We start from the raw sequence: 17344 nt of genomic DNA on the forward strand, positions 1-17344 counted from the left end.
GGGGCGCGCCTCCATGTCTGGTGGTGGCTCGCGGCACCACCGAGGGCGCGCGAGCCGTCGTGCCTTGGAGGAGGGCGGCCGCCGAGGGCTGAGCCGCCGTCGCGCGGCGCTCCTACGCGGGCTCCGCGACCGGCTCAGCGCTTCCGGCTCAGCGCTTGAAGACGCTCAGGAACCCGTCCCGGGTGCCGTCCGCGGGAGGGCTGAGACCCACGGCGTCGAAGGGGGATCCGGAGAAGTCGCCGCCGGCGACGACGAAGCGCTCCGAGGTCCCCACCGCCTGCGCGGACGCGGAGACGCCGCTCTTGCCGAGCACCTTCGACCAGATCACCTGGCCTCTCGGGTCCAGCCGCACGAGCAGCGCCGCGTTGACGAAGCAGTCGCCCCAGGCGGGCTGCCCGGTGCACGTGCCGACCACGGTGACGAGCCCGTCGCGCGCGACCGACACCGCGCTCGGCGTCATGTCGGGGAGGCTCACCAGGGTGACGTCGTCGCCGAGGTCCGCGTCGAGCCAGGCGACGAACCCTCCTTCCTGCGCCGTGGTCTGGCCGCCGATCCTCGCGCCAGCCTGGGCGGAGCCGGCGATGACCACCCCGGCCCCGTCAGGGCGCGCGGACATCCCGGAGACGCTCACGTTCAGCGGGCGGCGCGCGAGCACGGCGTCGAGGTCTTCCGAGTACTTCACGAGGTGACGCCCGCTCTCGAACGTGGCTGTGCCCACGCAGGTGTCACCTGCTGAATCGAGGACGGCGTAAAGCCCGTCCGAGCCCATGCTCAACTTGCGAAATGACGACGAGCCGGAGGAGTCCGCGCACGCTTCGGTGGGGACCGCCGACGCGGCGATCCTCAGGTCCGACGAGTAGCGGTAGATCGCGGCGCCGCTCGGGGACTGGTACGTGCCTCCCACGTACACCGAGCGCGAGTCGCCTGCGGCCAGGGACGTGGCCTCGAACGGCGACTCGAACTCGACGAACACGGGCGGCTGCCCCGGCGTCACCCGCGCCAGGTTGGGGGCGTCGGTCACGGCCGTGTCGCCGAACGTCGTGATCACGTCGGGGCCGGCGGCGAGGGAGAAGGTGACGAACGCCTCGCCCTGCTCGTTCGCGTCGAGCAGGTGCAGGAAGGAGTTGTACGTGCTGACGAGCGGCCGAAAATCCACGACGGTCAGGGCCGGGAGCGGGCCCAGCCGCGCATAGAACGCGCCGTACTCGTCCGCGTAGGACTGGCCCTCGAAGGAGATGGCGCCCTCGAAGTCGGCGATCACGTGGACATAGCCATACCCGTCGAGGCGGATGTCCTGAACGACGAGCTGCTCCGTGCCGTGGCTGTCGACCAGCACGCTCCCTGCCAGCTCGCCGCAGGCGCTCGTGTCGCCGTCGCAGTCGAGGTCGAGCGCGGGCGCGTCGCAGACGGCCTCTCCGAACGGCAGCGGCTCGGCGGGGAGGCACTCCCCGGTCGGGAGCCCATCGACGCACGCCCGCGAGCCCATGGCGCAGGCGCCGGGCGCCTCCGCGGCGCAGGGCACGGCCTCGCACTCCATCCCGCCCGCGCCGCCGCCCGAGGCTCCCGTCCCCGTCGCGGCGGCCGCGCCGCCCCCGCCCGCGCCGGGAGCGCCCTCGCCGGCGCCGCAGCCCGCCGAGAGCGTGAGGGTTGCCATCAACGAGAGGCGCAGGCCGAGGCGCATCCAGAGCTCCTTGCGGGGTGGACGCGCCGGGGCGCGCCGAGGGGGTGGCCGCCGGTCAACCGCGGGGCGCGCCGAGGATTCGCGTCGCCCGGTCGAGCAGGAGGATCGGCGGCCATGGCGGGAGCTCGCGAGCATACGGAGGTGCGCCGCGTCGATCAATCGCGCAGGTGTGGAATGGCTCCGCCGTGCGTCGGAGGCGGACTCGGCCCGACCCGGGCCACCGCGCTCGAACCGGAGCGCGGCGCGCCCCTCGCGCCGCGGCGCCGGCGCGCCACGTGATAGCCTCGATCGGATGAGCGCGCCCTTCGACGTGACGATCGAAAATGGCCTGTTCTTCGATGGCACGGGCTCCCCGCCGGCGCCGCGGCACCTCGGCGTCCGCGGCGATCGGGTGGTCGCCATCAGCGAGGCGCCCCTGCCGCGCGGGCCCGGGACTCGGGTGCTCGACGCGGCGGGGTGCTGGGTGACCCCGGGGTTCATCGATCTGCACACCCATTACGACGCCGAGGTCGAGCTGGCCCCGTCGCTCTCCGAGTCGCTGCGCCACGGCGTCACCACCGTGGTCTTCGGCAGCTGCAGCCTGAGCCTCGCGATCGGCACGCCGGAGGATCTCGCGGACCAGTTCTGCCGTGTCGAGGCGATCCCCTACGACGTGGTCCGGCGGATGCTCGAGCAGCGGAAGACCTGGAGCACGGTCACCGAGTACTTCGAGCACCTCGACACCCTGCCTCTCGGGCCCAACGTGAGCTCCTTCCTCGGGCACTCGGCGATGCGAGCGCACGTGATGGGCATCGAGCGCTCGCTCGACCGGACCGCGCGGCCGACGGAGGGCGAGCTCGCGCGGATGGAGGGGATCCTGCGGGAGGCGCTGGACGTAGGCTACCTCGGCATGAGCGTGATGACGCTCAAATGGGACAAGATCGGCGGCAGCCGGCCGATCCGCAGCCGCCCGCTGCCGTCCACCTACGCGCGCTGGTCGGAGGTCCACCGGCTCTGCCGCCAGCTGCGCGAGCGCGGGCGCGTCTTCCAGGGCGTGCCCGACGCGGCGACCAAGGTGAACATCCTCCGGTTCCTGCTGGAGAGCGCCGGCCTCGTGCGCGCCCCGCTCAAGACGACGATCATCTCCCTCATCGACCTGCGCGCGGACCGGCTTGTCTACCGCCTCGTCGGCCTCGCCGCGCGGATCGCGAACACCTGGCTCGGCGCCGACTTCCGGCTCCAGGCGCTGCCCGAGGTGTTCGATCTCTGGGCCGACGGCATCGATCTCGTCGTGTTCGAGGAGTTCGGCGCCGGCGCGGCGGCGCTGCACCTCGACGACCCGGCGGCCCGCGCCCGGCTGCTCCGCGACCCCGCGTACCGGGCGAGGTTCCGAGCAGAGTGGCGGTCGAGGCTCCTGCCCAAGCTGTTTCATCGCGACTTCAACCAGTCGGAGATCCTGCGCTGTCCGGACGAGCGCCTCGTGGGCAAGTCGTTTGTCCGCGTCGCCGAGGAGGAGGGGCGCGACGTCGTCGATGTCTTCCTCGACCTCGTGGCGCAGCACGGCCCGGCGCTCCGCTGGTACACCGTGATGGGCAACGATCGGCCCGGGCCGCTGGAGGAGATCGTCCGGCACCCGGACGCGCTCATCGGCTTCTCCGACGCCGGGGCGCACCTCCGCCAGATGGCGCATTACAATTTCCCGCTGCGCATGCTCCGGATGGTGAAGGACGCCGCCCGTGAGGGCCGGGCGATCATGCCGGTGGAGCGCGCGATCCAGCGGCTCACCGCGGAGATCGGCGACTGGCTCGGGATCGACGCGGGCAGGCTGGAGGTCGGCGGGCGGGCGGACGTGGTGGTGCTCGATCCCGAGGGCATCGACGGCGAGGTGGATCGGGTGGCGGAGGCGCCGGTCGAGGGCTTCGATGGCGTCGTGCGGCTGGTGCGCAGGAACGATCGCGCCGTGCGGGCGGTGCTGGTCAATGGCCGCCTCGCGGTGCAGGACGGGCAGGTGCTGCCCGAGGTGGGGACGCGCCGCGGCCACGGGCGGCTGCTGCGCGCGAGGACCTGAGGCGGCCCGGCGCGCCGCCCGAAGCGCTTCCTGCGCAGCTCGGGGCTCCTTGCGACGGCGTCTTGCGCAACACCTGTGGCGATCGAGCATCGGCGGCGACCACACCCCGGCGCGGCTCCCGTCGGCGCGCCGCGCGGCAGCGGGCGTGGCCCTGGCCGGGCGAGGCCACCTGAGCGATCATGCCCTCGTGGAAGCCCTGCTCCTCTCCGCGCTGGGGGTCGCGCTGACGCTCGGCCTCGGCGCGGCCGGGCTTCGATGGGCGCTGCAGCGCGCCGAGCGGCGGCGCCTGCGCCGGGCGTGCGTCGCATCGATCGCGCAGCTGCGGCCAGCCCGCTTTACCGCCGCGAGGGGCCGAGCGGTGCCCGTCGGCGAGCCGCTCGTCTCGCCCTTCAGCGGGCGCCCGTGCGTCGCCTTCCGGGTCGTGCGCTGGCGGCAGGAGCGCAAGGGCGGCTTCGGCCGCAACAACATGGGTTTCGTTTGGATCGTCGACGACGACGCCGAGTGGGCCCCCGACTTCGCGCTCGACGACGGCACGGGCCAGGCGCTCGTCCGCCCGAGCGGCTATGTGCGCTTCGACCTCGCGGACGCCGAGCCGCCTCCGGACGCCGCCGGCCACGTCGACGCCTTTCGCGAGCGCTACGGCCGCGAGCGCGCGTCGTTCTTCGCCGGCTTCCACGGAGCGGTTCGCTACCGGGAGACGGTCATCGAGGTGGGGCAGCCCGTGCTCGTCGCGGGCACCGCCGCCGTCCCGAGCCGGCCTGACGCGGCCGACGAGCGGGACGGCCATCGCGCGTCGCCGCGGCCGATCGAGCTTCGGCCCGACGACGACCCGCTCTACATCGGCGACGGCCGGCGACCGGACGCGTGATCCCCGAGGTCCACCGCGGTGGACGAGCTCGCGCAGGGGAGCGCCCGCGTCAGGTCGCAGCCGCCTGGTCAGGACCACCCCCCGGCCGACCCGCAGGTCGCAGCCGCCTGGTCAGGACCACCCCCCCGGCCGACCCGCAGGTCGCAGCCGCCTGGTCAGGACCCCCCCCGGCCGACCTGCCGGTCGCAGCCGCCTGGTCAGGACCACCCCCCGGCCGACCAGCAGGTCGCTGCGGTCCGGCCGCGACTCCATTCCTTCCATCCCCTCATCTCGGCTCCGCCGGCCTCCCCGCGCCGGCGGCGGGCACGTCGAGCGGCACGGCCGTCGTGCAGGTCCCCGCCGCGACCTCCACCGTGCGCCCGGCGAGCTTCACCCGGGCCGCGTCCCGACCCCCCGCGCGGCTCAGCCGCACGAGCTCCCGGCCCGTCTTCGCGTCGTAGAGGAGATCCTCGGTCCCGAGCCGCCCGGGGCCGCACGCGTCGGCCGCCGCTTCGTCCGCGCTCTTCCAGGCGCGGAGCTCCGCCTCGACCGTCACGTGCACCACGTCGGGCTCGAACCGCACCTCGAGCCGCTCCTCGGGGGTACACGCGATCTGATTCATCGTCGTGAGGGCCGTCGTCCGCAACACCATGCCCGCGTGGAAAACGAGCAGCGAGCCGTCCGGCCGCGACAGGACGTGATCCTCGATCTCGCCCTGGATGCTGTTCAGGTACCGCGTCAGCAGCCACGGCGAAGGGCCTGTGCAGCGATCCGCGCCGTGGCGCTCGCAGAGCGAGCGCTGCGCCTCGGCCTCCGTCGCGGGCTCCTTCGGCTCCACCTTCGGGTCGTTGCCCCGGTAGAGCTGCTCGTAGGCGTCGAGCCACCCCCGCGCGACGACGAGCCTCGGCGCGAGGAAGTCGTCTGTGGACGGGGCCTCGCGGCGCTCGACGAGCACGCCGCACGGCGCGCCGGGGCCCGCCTTGGCCCTGGCCGCGGCCGTGGGCGACAGGAGGAACGACCGGGCAAAGGCGGCGCGGGCCAGCTCGGCCTCGCCGCGCAGCTCGTCGAGCAGGCCGAGGTTGTACCAGATCTGGGCGGCGAGCTTGTCGTCGGGCCCGAGCTGCTCGGCGCGCTGCAGGTCGGCGGCGGCCGCGTCGAGGTCCGCGCCGAGGCGCATCCGGGCGTGGCCGCGCTCGGCGAGGGCGCGCGGCTCGTGCGGCATCGCGGCGAGCGCGCGATCGAAGGCGGCGATCGCCTCGGCGTACCGGCTCTCGCGCGCGGCGGCGCGGCCCCGGCCGAGGGCGCCGAGGTACGCCGCGCGATCCACCGGCGCCGCCTCGACGCGAGGTGACCCGGGCAGCGCGGCGGCCGAGCCGCTGGGCGCGGGGGCGAGCGCCGCGGCGCCGCCCGAGGCGAGCGGGGCGACGGCCGCGTCGCTCGACGCAGCGGCCGGAGCCGCGGCGCCGGCGAGCGCCGAGGCGAGCGCCTCGGGCGCCGGCTGGAGCGCGGCCGAGGGATCCGGCGCGCAGTCGCGGCACCCGGACGCGGCGAGGACCAGAACGAGCGGCAGGGAACGACACACACGCATCGGTCGCCCAGCATAACCGGAGACCGCACGCCGGGGCCGGACCGCAGACCGGAGACCGCACGCCAGGCCTGCCTCGACGGCGCACCGGATCCGCGCGCCAGCGCCGGACCGCGGCAGCCGGAGCAGGCAGGCCCGATCGCAGAAGATGGCGTGGATGTGGCGCTCGTCAGCAGATGGGTGAGCAGCAGGTTGATGGGGTGGCGCTGCAACCACTCGGGGGCGTACTCGTCGCAGACGGCGTGCGGCCGCCGCCGCCCAGCGCGCCTCGGGGCATCAAAGCAAAAAGGTGTAGCCAAAGGACAGCCGAAGCTGCACCCCGTGGCCGCCTCGGTCCTTTGCGCCGTCCGGACGCGGCTGATCGTCGAGGCGCGCCATTCCAAAGACCACGAGCTCGAACGCGCCCGTCATGCTGCCCGGTTTGAGGAACTCCAAGCCGAAGCCGCCGTGACCGCCGAGATACGTCCGCGTCTCGGCCCAGCCGTCGGCCAGCATCCGCGCGACGTGGATGTTCGGGCCGGCGCGCAGGTAAGGCGAAAACCCTCCGGTCCAGAGGTGAAGCGACACGTGAGGCATCGCGCCGAATTCGTGGCGATAGGCCTGGAGCGGCCCCGGAATCCTGTAGTCGTCGTTCCCGAAGCTGTAGGTGAAGTCGTTCCCGATGCCCAGGAACGCCATGGGCCGCAGGCGCTGCTCCAGGCACGTGAGGCCGCGCGGCTCGGGCGCGTCGGCGATCCCGATCTGAAGGCCACCGCACGCGGCGAGCTGGAAATAGGGCTCGAAGGAGTAGCCCGAGCCCGAACCGCCGCCGGACGGGGACGTATACGGTGGCGGGGGCGGCGCGGGCGGCGGCAGCGGCGTGACCTGGGGCGGCGGCAGCGGCGGCGGCGACCAGGGTTGAGGTGGAGGAGGCGGCGGTCTGGGGGGAGCTGGAGCCGAGGCTTGGGCGCCGGCGTTGCCTTGCGCCTGGCCGCCCGCGTTGCCCTGGGCCTGCCCGGTGACCTGCGGGATCCATTGGCCCGAGAACGGATCCCAGACGACCGTGCCCCGACCTGTGCCCTGCGCGCCGCCGCCGGCCTTGCCGCCGGCGTTCGCGCCCGCCTGGGGGCAGCTCGATCCCCAGCAGATCTGGGCCTGAGCGGAGGGAGCTGCGGCGAGGAGCGCGGCCGCGGAAGCCGCGCCGACGAGGAGCCTGCGCGATCCGGACGGGAGGAGCTTCGACATGGCTGCTTCCCTTACGCGCGCGATCGCTGGTACTTCCCCTGGCACGGGCGTGGCCGAGCGGAAGTACCGCGAGATCGCCACCGGAGAGCGCGACGCGGCGCAGACGTCGCGCACCCTGAGCTGGAGCTGCCACTGCACCCGCGGATCGGGCGGGAAGCGCGACCTGAAGCCCGGACCGTCACTGCCCTGGTACGTGTCGCCGTTCGTCGGGTCGGTGACGCCTCCAGTCAGGTACTTGTGCTCACTCGGATTCTACGCAGATGGCGTCACCGAGCGGGCGAGAGTCGCTCGCGCGGACGTTGCAATCGTAACCAGCACCGTCCATGGATCCACCTCCAGCGATCCTCGCAATCCCCCACAGCCCGATGTGAGGGCATATCTCCTCCGAGTAGTCGGAGGCGGTCGCGAAATCCACGAGCTCGAAGCCATCGATGCACTGCTCTCCGCCCCTCACCACCGCAAAGGTGGTCCCGCCGATGTCGAAGAGCTCGTAGTTGGGCTTGCAGAGCGTGTATTCCAGCTCGCGGGTATCGTTCGCGTGCTGCTGGCAGTTGTTCCAGGGGCCATCTATCGAAGACCCGTCCGCGATACGAAAGACCCCCGAATAGGGGAGATCGTCGCAGCCGCCGACGAACGTCCAGAAGGCGTCGAGCGGGGTCAACGGTGCGTATCCTACGGGGCAACCGTCTCCTTCGTAGACTTCGTACTCCACCGCCTGAGCTTCAGCGGGTGCGCTCAGCGAGACCGCTCCGGCGACGAGGCCGCAGGTCAGGGCGCGGATGAGCGTCATGTGAAGGGTGTGTTTCATTTGTCCGCCAATGGGTTGTGATGGGTTGTGTTTCCAAACCGAGCGCGTGGTCGGCGCAGGGGTTCGTCGGTGCATCTCGGTCACGCCGCAAGATGCGCAGCGGGCTCCGCAGCGGAGCGCCCGTCCCGCGCTCCGTCGGCCGGCGCGGAGGTATCATTCGCACAGGCGGAAACTCTGTCAACGTCGAAACGAGCATTTCGTTTTCATGGATATCTATGGTTGAGATGGAAATGGCAGTCGGATGCCCAGAGTGTGTGGCGACACGGTGGGCGGCGCCAGCCAGCGGGCTGGAACGGCGGCGTTCGAGGAGTGAAACAGTGCTATCGCTGCTGCGGGGTCGAGCCGGGGAGCGAACCGCCGATCACGCAGCGCTGGAGGACGCGCCGCGGATGCAGCTCGATCGCGAGCGGCTGAAGACCGTGTCCGCTGGAGCGACGCGCAAGAGCATCGTCGAGGAGCATTTCATCTCCATCCCGGACTCGTATCCTTCCGTAACAGGGTGCTACGGAATCGCCGAGAAGGATCTCTGGGATGATGACGATGAGAACGGCCGATGCGCAGGTCGGAAGGGCGCACCAGCCGCTATTCACCTCACGGCTGGACGCCGCCCCGAGGCGGCGAGCGGCTCAGGGGAGGGGTGCGCGCGACGCGACCCAGCGCGCGATCTGGTCGCCGAGGATCGGCAGGGTGACCGCGCCCGCGCCGAGCAGCGCGTCGTGGAACCCCTTGATGTCGAACCGGGGCCCGAGCTTCTGCTCGGCGTCCTTGCGCAGCCGCTGGATCTCCAGCTGGCCGACCTTGTAGGCGAGCGCCTGCCCGGGCCAGGTGATGTAGCGATCGACCTCGTTCACGACGACGCCCTCGCTGAGGATCGTGTTCTCCATCATGTACGTCACGGCCTGCGCGCGGCCCCAGCCCTTCGCGTGGATGCCCGTGTCGAGCACGAGCCGGCACGCGCGCCAGGCGTCGGCGCTCAGCATCCCGAGCCGATCGAGGTCGCTGGAATAGAGCCCCATCTCGTTCGCCAGCCGCTCGCTGTAGAGCCCCCAGCCCTCCGTGAACGCCATGACGTTCGCGTGCTTGCGAAACGCGGGCACCTCGCCGAGCTCCTGCGCCAGCGCGACCTGGACGTGGTGGCCAGGGATCGCCTCGTGGAACGCGACGACCTCGGACTCGAAGCGACGGCGCGTCTCGGGGGCATACGTGTTGACGAAGTACGTCCCAGGGCGGCTCCCGTCCTGCGCGGGCTCGCGGTAGAAGGCGGGCGGGGAGTGCTTCTCCTCGAACGCCTCCATGCGCTTCACGACGAGCGGGGTCCGAGGCAAGACGCCGATCCAGGCAGGGAGCGCGGCCCTCGCCCGCGCGACCGCCGCCGACGCCGCCGCCTCGACCTCGTCGCGCGTGGCGTAGGCGAGCGCCTTGTCCTCGCGGAGGCGGCGCTGGATCTCCGCGAAATCGGAGGTGCCGAGCGCCTTCGCGCCGAGCGCCTTCATCTCGTCCCGGATGCGCGCGACCTGCTCGAGGCCGATCGCGTGGACCTGGTCGGCCGAGAGCGCGAGCGAGGTGCTCGCCCGGATGAGGCGCGCATAGCACGCCTCGTCGCCGGGCACGTGGGACAGGCCCGCGCGCGCGTGGTCCCTCGCGCGCGGCAGGATCTCGCGGGCGAGCGCCTCCCGGTAGCGCGAGAAGGCCGGGCGGGCGCCGCCCTCGACGGCCTGCTCCACCGCCGCCGCGAACGATTTCTGCTCCGCTTCCGGCCAGTCGGGGTGCGCGGCGTCGCGGGGGCCCATGAGCGCCCACGCGCCGGAGGGCTTCGCGAGCAGCTCGTCGAGCTGGGCGATCACGCGCTCCACCGTGGCGCGCGGCGCCACCTTGCCCTGCTCGAGCGCCCGCCGGAGCCGGTCGGTGCGAGCGTCCACGTACGCGCCGATCTTGCTCCAGCGCGCGACGAGGGCGCGGCCCTCCTCCACCGTGCGCACCGTCTGGACCCGCGCGAGCTGGAAGAGCTCGACCTGGGGGCCCCCGAGCTGGTCGGCCGTCCACGCCGAGAGGTCACACGCGCGCCACGCGAGGTCGCTCTCGATCTCGTGGACCAGCATCCCGTGCGTGACGCGATCGGGGAGCGCGAGGGACGCGGCGTCGATCGCGCGCGCCCGCCCGAGCAGCGCCTCGAGGCGCGCGATCTCGCGAGAGAGGCCGGCCTCGGTGATGTCGGGGAGGCGGTCGTCGTGGCTGCGGAAGCCGAGGAACGTCGCGTCGATGGGCTCGGCCGCGAGCCGGCCGTCCCAGTACTCGCCGGCGAGCGCCGCGAGCCGCGCCGCTGCGGTGGACCCTTGCGTCTCGGTGCGCCCCGGCGTCGCCGGTGACCGGGGCTCGGTGCAGGCGAGCGGGGTCAGGGCGAAGAGCGCCAGCGACAGCAGCACGGTCCGTGATGAATGGAACAAGGATCCCTCCAGCGGAGATGCGATGATGCATCTTCCCGTCAAGGCGCGCGCACGATTGCCTGGTGGATGCCGGCCACCTCGGTGCTCCGTCACGCGATCGTACATCGACGACGTCGATTTCATGCCCTCGAGAGCTCCCGCGCACGCCGGGGCGAATTTTGCACGATGTGGCGCTCAATCCACGTAGCTCTCGGCCTTCGACGCCATCACCAGGACCAGCGGCGATGAGCCGAGGAGGTTGCGCTCGATGGTGTCGCAGATGCGCGTGAGCGGCAGGTCGTTCGGCTCGTGGCCGAAGGGGTCGTCGAGCTCCTCGCCGAGCGCCTCGATCATCAGGACGGGGTAGGCGACCATCATCGTCACGACGGGCGTCATGAACCCGATCGCGTCGATGAGGGCGAGGGGCAGCGTGGCCAGGTAGAGCGCCACGCCGCGGCGGAGGAGCAGCACGTAGCCGAGCGGCGTCGGCGTCTTGAGGATGCGCTCGCAGCCCCCGAGACAGTTGACCAGGACGTTCAGCTCCTCCTCGGCGCACACCGCCATGTTGCGCTCGAGGCTCCCGGCCCGCGCGAAGGCCGCGAGGCGCTCGGAGACCTGCTGCGCGGCGTAGAGCGGCGGGTGGGGGTGCGCCGCCATGGCCTCGACCTGCCCCGCGGAGAGCAGCCGCTCGATCTCCGGGCGCTCGGCCTGCCCGCGCAGCGAGCGCCGCGAGGCGTGGACGAACACCACCACCCAGACGGCGAGCTCGCGCGCCTCGGCCGGGTCCACCGCGGCGTGCGCGTTCACGATGCGCGTGATGTTGCGGCTCGCGTTCACGATCGAGCCCCAGAGGGTCCGGCCCTCCCAGAAGCGGTTGTAGGCCGTGTTCGTGCGGAACGCGAGGATGAGGGCGATCACCGCGCCCGCGACCTCGTAAAAGCCGATCGAGAGGCCCACGCGGGGGACGTACCGGTCCGCGAGCCACAGCGCCGCGGCGATGACCCCGAAGGCCAGCACGCGCCGCATGACGCCCGGCGAGAGGGAGCCGCGCGGGGACACCAGCAGGTGAATCCATTCGCGTCGCGGGTACGGGATCATCGGGCGCGGTCCTTGTGGCGGCGCTCCCTGCGGCGCATCGGGCCTCCGTACCAGCAGGGGGCCTATGCCGCAACGCCGCCGGCCCCGACGGGGTAAGCCCGCCCGTCGCACGACCGGACCCGGGCGCCTGGCGCGGGCGCGCCGGACGCGGGAAACTCGGCCGTCCGACCGGGCAGGGCAGACCGCGGTGGCTCTGCGCGCCCGAGTCGCCTGGAGCCGTCGATTGAAGTCCCTCTCCCCCGTCGTCCTCTTCTGGGTGACCTCCCTCCTGGCCTGGCTCCTCGTCGTCGTGGCGGCGCGGCGCCGCCGCGGCCGGCTCTACGCGCGGTTCGTCGGCGTGCTGCTCGGCATCCACACGCTGATCGCGTGCGCGCTCTTCCGCCACGTCGGCCCGCTCGCGCCGGCGTTCGCGTACCTCCACGGCGCGGTCTACCTGCACTTCCTCCTGCTCTCGCGCCCGCGGATGCGCCCGCTCGCCTACCGGGCGCTCGTGAGCATCCCGGCCTCCTACTTCGTGGCGGCGACCTTCCTGTCGTTCCCGTGGGCCATCGCGGGCGCCCTCGGCGCGACGCCGTACGGCCTCTGGGTGCCGTTCGCCCTCGCCGGCGTCGGCATCCTCCAGTCGCTCACCGCCCGCCGCGAGGAGGTCGAGCTCGTGGTCGACCGCGCGCGGGTCGACGGGCTGAAGCGCCACCCGCTCCCGCGCGAGGGCGCGCCCCCCGCGCGCCGACCCTTGCGCATCGTCCAGATCACCGACCCTCACCTCGGCCCGTTCATGTCCGTCGCGCGGCTCCGCGGCATCTGCGAGCGCGCGGTCGCGCGCGATCCGGATCTCGTCGTGCTCACGGGCGACTACCTGACCATGGAGTCGCAGGACACCGCGGAGCACCTCGCCGAGGCGCTGTCCCCGCTCCGCGCCCTGGAGGGCCGCGTGTTCGCGTGCCATGGCAACCACGATCACGAGTCGCCCCGCCTCGTCGCGACCGCGCTCGCCCGGGCCGGGGTGCGCCTGCTCGTCGACGAGGCGGCGCTCGTCGAGACCGCCGCGGGGCCGGTCCAGGTGCTCGGGATGGACTTCCACTACCGCGATCGCGCGGAGCGCATGGCCGAGGTCTGCGCCCGGCACCCGCGCGCGCCCGGGGCGCTCCGGCTCGTCCTGCTCCACGATCCGGGCGCGTTCCGCCTCCTCGGCGAGGGCGAGGGGGATCTCGTGCTCTCCGGCCACACCCACGGCGGGCAGCTCGGCCTGGTCAGCCTCGGCGGCTCCTGGACCGCCCTCCGGCTCTTCGTGAACATGCCCGATCACGGCCTGTGGGCCCGCGGCCCGGACCGGCTCTACGTGCACCGCGGGACAGGGCACTACGGCTTCCCCCTCCGGCTCGGCGTCCCCGCCGAGGAGAGCGTGCTCAAGGTGCACCTCGCCGGCGACGGCGCGTGACAGGCGAGCTCCCGCCCGCGGGGCCGACGCCGGCCGCCCCGCGCCCCGAGGGGGCGCGTTCCAGACTGGATGCTTCGCGGAGGAGGCCCGATGGGCCAGGGCGGCGCGGCGATCGACTCCGCGCCTCGCGCGGCGACGGCTGAGCGCGCAGGCGGGCCCGCGCGGGCAGGCGCGCGGCCGTCAGGCCTTTTCGAGGAACTTGCGCACCTGGGACTCGATGGCGCTGCCAGGGACGATGAACGGCTTGTCGGTGATGTCGACCGAGAAGCTCTGCGCGGCGATGGCATAGGAGCCCTTCACCGTCCCCGCCGGCGTGGGCACCGAGAACGTGCCGTTGCCCTCGTTGCCGCTGAACTGGCCACCGGCCTTCTCGATCGCTGCCTTGGCCTTCGCGACGATCTCCTGAGCGGAGCCGGGGAAGGGGACTGAGAAGCTGTGCTTTGCCATGTCGTCTCCTGGGTTGGGGTGCTCGGTCGCGATCCGGACGCGACGAGGCGCCGCAGAGCCTAGTGCGCCCGCGCCGGGGGTACCAGCGCGAATCGACCGGCGCCGGATCACCTGGCGATGGAGCGCGCGCCCGCTCGGCCTCCGGAGCGCTCCGGACCTCCGGCGTGGCTTCCGTGTGCCTCCGGCGCGGCTCCGCCGCAGCTCCGCCTGGGTCGAGCCGCGGGGGAGCCGGCGGGGATCCGCAGGGCGGCGCGGCCCGCCATTTCGACGCGCAGGCGAGGATTGCGCTTGACAAGATGGACGTAATTGCCGCTTTTTAACGCGGATTGCCCCCTTCCGTGAACCGAGGACTTATGAACGACTCCCATCTCAAGCCGTGGATCCTCCGCCGAGCGGGGCGGGTGTCCGCGCTCGTGCTCGGCGCGCTCGCGGCGAGCGCTGGATGCGCGACCTCGCAGGGCCCCTCCGCGGAGGCTCCCTCCGCCGGCGCCGCCCCCGGCGCCGCGGCGAGCGCCGGGCCCGCGCAGACCAACCTGCTCAAGGCCTCCGATTTCAACGACAACAAGAGCCTGCCCTGGACCACCTCGTTCACCGCGCCGGGCGCCGGCAGCGCCGAGGTGAAGAACGGCGCCTATTGCGTGACGGTGACGAACAAGGGGTCGAACAACTGGGACGCCCAGTTTCGCCACCGGGAGATGGTGATCCAGAAGGGGCACAGCTATACGATCCAGTACAAGGCCTGGGCGTCCGCGCCCACGAAGGCGCGCCCGAAGGTCGGCATGTCGGGGCCGCCTTACGAGGAGTACTGGTACGAGACCGTCGAGCTCGGGACCGAGCCCAAGACCTTCTCCGGCAAGTTCTCGATGGCGAAGGCCGACGACGCGACGGCGGAGCTCGCGTTCCACATCGGCGGCGCGATGGCCTCGGCCAAGGAGCCGTTCGAGGTCTGCATCGACGACATCCGCCTCGACGACCCGGAGTTCAGGGCCGCCGCGCCCGCGGGCGACGCGGCCGCGGCGGCGCCGAAGGTCGCCGTGAACCAGGTCGGGTATCTGCCGGGCGCGATCAAGATCGCGAGCGTGAGCAACGCCGCGACCGCGCCGCTCGCGTGGGAGCTGCTCGACGGCGCGGGCAAGCCGGTCGCGCGCGGCCAGACCAAGGTCTTCGGGAAGGACGCCGCCTCCGGCGATCACGTCCACCTCGTCGATTTCACCGCCCATAAGGCGCCGGGCCAGGGCTACGTGCTCAAGGTCGGCGAGGAGAAGAGCTACCCGTTCGACATCGGCGCCGACATCTACCAGAAGCTCAAGTACGACGCGCTCGCGTATTTCTATCACAACCGGAGCGGCATCGAGATCAAGATGCCTTATGCCGGAAAGCCCGAGCTGGCGCGCCCGGCCGGGCACCTCCAGGACAAGAGCACGCGCTGCCTCAAGGGCAGCGGCTGCGACTACGCGCTCGACGCGTCCCGCGGCTGGTACGACGCCGGCGATCACGGCAAGTACGTCGTCAACGGCGGCATCTCGGTGTGGACGCTGCTCAACTGGCACGAGCGGGCGAAGCACCTCGGCAGCTCCAGCGCCGATTTCGGCGACGGCAAGCTGAGCATCCCCGAGGGCAAGAACGGCGTGCCCGACCTCCTCGACGAGGCGCGCTGGGAGATCGAGTTCCTGCTGGGGATGCAGGTGCCGGAAGGCAAGCCGCTCGCCGGCATGGTGCACCACAAGATGCACGACGACGCGTGGACGGGCCTCGGCCTCGCGCCGCACGAGGACAAGATGACGCGCTCGCTGCACAAGCCGAGCACGGCGGCGACGCTCAACGTCGCGGCCGTCGGGGCGCAGTGCGCGCGCGTCTGGAAGACGGTGGACGCGGCGTTCTCCGCGCGGTGCCTCAAGGCCGCCGAGCGCGCGTGGGCGGCGGCGAAGCAGAACCCGGCCCTCTACGCGCCGCCCGGCGGCGACAAGGGCGGCGGGCCGTACGACGACACCGACGTCAAGGACGACTTCACCTGGGCCGCGGCCGAGCTCTTCGTCACCACCGGGAAGCCGGAGTACAAGCAGCACCTCCAGGCCTCGCCGCTCAACGCGCGGTTCCCGACGGAGGTCGACGGGGTGGCCTCGTCGATGAACTGGAAGGTGACGGACGCGCTCGGCCAGATCTCGATGGCGATCGTGCCCGGCAACGTCGACGCGGCGTGGCAGCAGCAGATCCGCGGCCGCATCGCGAAGGCCGCCGACCAGTACCTCGCGATCGCCGAGAAGGAGGGCTACCGGACGCTCGTCCAGCGGACGCCCGCCGGCAAGTACGAGTGGGGCTCGAACTCCTTCGTGCTCAACAACATGCTCGTGGTCGCGCTCGCCCACGACTTCACCAAGCAGCCGAAGTACCTCGACGGGGTGGTGCTCGGCATGGACTACCTCCTCGGGCGCAACGCGCTCGGGCAGTCGTACGTGACCGGCTACGGCGACAAGCCGCTCGAGAACCCGCACCACCGGTTCTGGGCCCACCAGGCGAACGGCAAGTACCCGAAGGCGCCGCCCGGCGCCGTGTCCGGCGGCCCGAACTCCTCGCTGCAGGACCCCCACGTCCAGAGCGCCGGCCTCAAGGGGTGCGTCGCGCAGCGGTGCTTCGTCGACCACATCGAGGCCTGGAGCGTCAACGAGATCACGATCAACTGGAACGCGCCGTTCGCCTGGGTGACCGCGTTCCTCGACGAGAAGGCGAAGAAGTAGGCGGGGCGGGGGAGCGCGCGGCGCGCGGGCCGGAGGCAGCGCCTCGGCCCCGCCGCCGCGCCGCGTCGCGTAGCCACGCCCGCCCGCCCGCTCTCCGGTACGGACCAGGCCGAACGCTGCGCCGCGCGTCCCGCGGCCGGGCACACCACTGCCGTTGACACGCTCTTGTCAAGCGTTACAAGGTCGGAGCCGCCGAGACAGGCGCGCTGCGGCGCTGCCGAGCGGCGGTGCTGAGAGCCTGAAGAGGCCGGTGAACAGAACAAGCCGGCTGCTCTTCAGGTCGCTCGGTTTCCCTTTCGCGCGCCCTTTCCGCCCTGAAACGAGGGCGCGGCGCGACGGCGTTGACAGGGTAGCGGCCCGGGTATAGGGTGGGCCTTCGCGAATCGGCGAGGCCAGCCAACCCAGCTCAGCCCAGCTCATCCGAGCTGGAGCCCAGCTCGCGGCTCTGGCAGCCTGGCCGTCCCGTCGATCTTCACGAAGAAGGTTGACGGTTTCGCGGCGAGACTCTAGACTGAGTTCTCGCGGTTCGGCAGAGCCGGAAGGCAGGAAAGCCGCGTCTGGTGGTTTCTGGAGATCCTGAAACCCCGACTGCTGGCAGCCTTCCCAACTGCTCAACCTGAGCGACCTGCGCGCGCTGTGCGATCAACGCGACCAACGCGACAGGTCTCTCGAAGTCAGCCTCTCTCGTACGACTCGAAAGAGAAATCGAAAGAGAAGGTTGACAGCATCGCGAAGGGGTCCTAAATAGGGCCCCCCGCGCATCGGCGGACGCGGAGAGTCGGCGGACGAAAGCCCGTGCCTCTCTGGGCCGCTCGATAGACGGGTCCTCGTTCGAGGTGAACATTGCTGCGGCGCGTCCCGGAAGGGAGGTCGCCGGAGCGAACGGGCTCCTCGGCGAAGATCGGTGTTCGTGTGGATAGGCAAGCAGCTCGCCCGGCGAGCGATCCTTGCCTGCTCGGTCCTTGAAAACTGGGTTGTGTGCCTACGAAGTGACGTGGGTCCCAAGGCGAG

11 protein-coding genes are annotated in these 17344 nt (G+C 72.1%); 4 read left to right on the top strand and 7 right to left on the bottom strand.

Annotated features, from left to right (window positions below):
* Positions 1–148 precede the first annotated feature (148 nt).
* Positions 149–1681, bottom strand: a complete 1533-nt coding sequence (locus WME83_RS12930) for a hypothetical protein (RefSeq protein WP_437319584.1) — start codon at positions 1679–1681, stop codon at positions 149–151.
* 292 nt (positions 1682–1973) lie between these two features.
* On the opposite strand from WME83_RS12930, the gene WME83_RS12935 reads away from it, so the two are divergent.
* Both WME83_RS12935 and WME83_RS12940 read left to right on the top strand, forming a co-directional pair.
* Positions 1974–3728: an N-acyl-D-amino-acid deacylase family protein gene (locus WME83_RS12935; protein WP_437319585.1), complete on the top strand. Its 1755-nt coding sequence runs from the start codon at positions 1974–1976 to the stop codon at positions 3726–3728.
* A gap of 187 nt (positions 3729–3915) precedes the next feature.
* Positions 3916–4596, top strand: a complete 681-nt coding sequence (locus WME83_RS12940; protein ID WP_437319586.1) for a hypothetical protein — start codon at positions 3916–3918, stop codon at positions 4594–4596.
* 265 nt (positions 4597–4861) lie between these two features.
* Here the strand turns inward: WME83_RS12940 and WME83_RS12945 are convergent, their stop codons facing one another.
* From WME83_RS12945 to WME83_RS12965, 5 genes are all read right to left on the bottom strand, one after another.
* On the bottom strand, positions 4862–6163 hold the full coding sequence (locus tag WME83_RS12945; RefSeq protein ID WP_437319587.1) for a tetratricopeptide repeat protein: 1302 nt from the start codon (positions 6161–6163) through the stop codon (positions 4862–4864).
* A 273-nt stretch (positions 6164–6436) separates the two neighbouring features.
* The gene (locus tag WME83_RS12950) at positions 6437–7384 is read right to left on the bottom strand and encodes a hypothetical protein (protein WP_437319588.1); all 948 of its coding nucleotides are present in this window, start codon (positions 7382–7384) and stop codon (positions 6437–6439) included.
* A gap of 241 nt (positions 7385–7625) precedes the next feature.
* Complete coding sequence (locus WME83_RS12955; protein ID WP_437319589.1) at positions 7626–8192, bottom strand: hypothetical protein; 567 nt, start codon at positions 8190–8192, stop codon at positions 7626–7628.
* Between the two features lie 626 nt (positions 8193–8818).
* Complete coding sequence (locus WME83_RS12960) at positions 8819–10636, bottom strand: DUF885 domain-containing protein (RefSeq protein ID WP_437319590.1); 1818 nt, start codon at positions 10634–10636, stop codon at positions 8819–8821.
* A gap of 174 nt (positions 10637–10810) precedes the next feature.
* The gene (locus WME83_RS12965; RefSeq protein ID WP_437319591.1) at positions 10811–11713 is read right to left on the bottom strand and encodes a bestrophin family protein; all 903 of its coding nucleotides are present in this window, start codon (positions 11711–11713) and stop codon (positions 10811–10813) included.
* A 223-nt stretch (positions 11714–11936) separates the two neighbouring features.
* On the opposite strand from WME83_RS12965, the gene WME83_RS12970 reads away from it, so the two are divergent.
* Positions 11937–13151, top strand: a complete 1215-nt coding sequence (locus tag WME83_RS12970) for a metallophosphoesterase (RefSeq protein WP_437319592.1) — start codon at positions 11937–11939, stop codon at positions 13149–13151.
* A 180-nt stretch (positions 13152–13331) separates the two neighbouring features.
* Here WME83_RS12970 and WME83_RS12975 read toward each other — a convergent pair whose 3' ends face one another.
* Entirely contained in the window at positions 13332–13598 is a 267-nt protein-coding gene (locus WME83_RS12975; protein ID WP_437319593.1) for a hypothetical protein, read from the bottom strand.
* Positions 13599–13951: 353 nt separating this feature from the next.
* Between WME83_RS12975 and WME83_RS12980 the strand changes: the two genes are divergently transcribed.
* A complete protein-coding gene (locus WME83_RS12980) occupies positions 13952–16333 on the top strand; it encodes a glycoside hydrolase family 9 protein (protein WP_437319594.1) in 2382 nt (793 codons plus the stop codon).
* Positions 16334–17344: the final 1011 nt, after the last annotated feature.

Source organism: Sorangium sp. So ce385 (genome assembly GCF_051474135.1).
Taxonomy (GTDB): Bacteria; Myxococcota_A; Polyangia; order Polyangiales; family Polyangiaceae; genus Sorangium; species Sorangium cellulosum_D.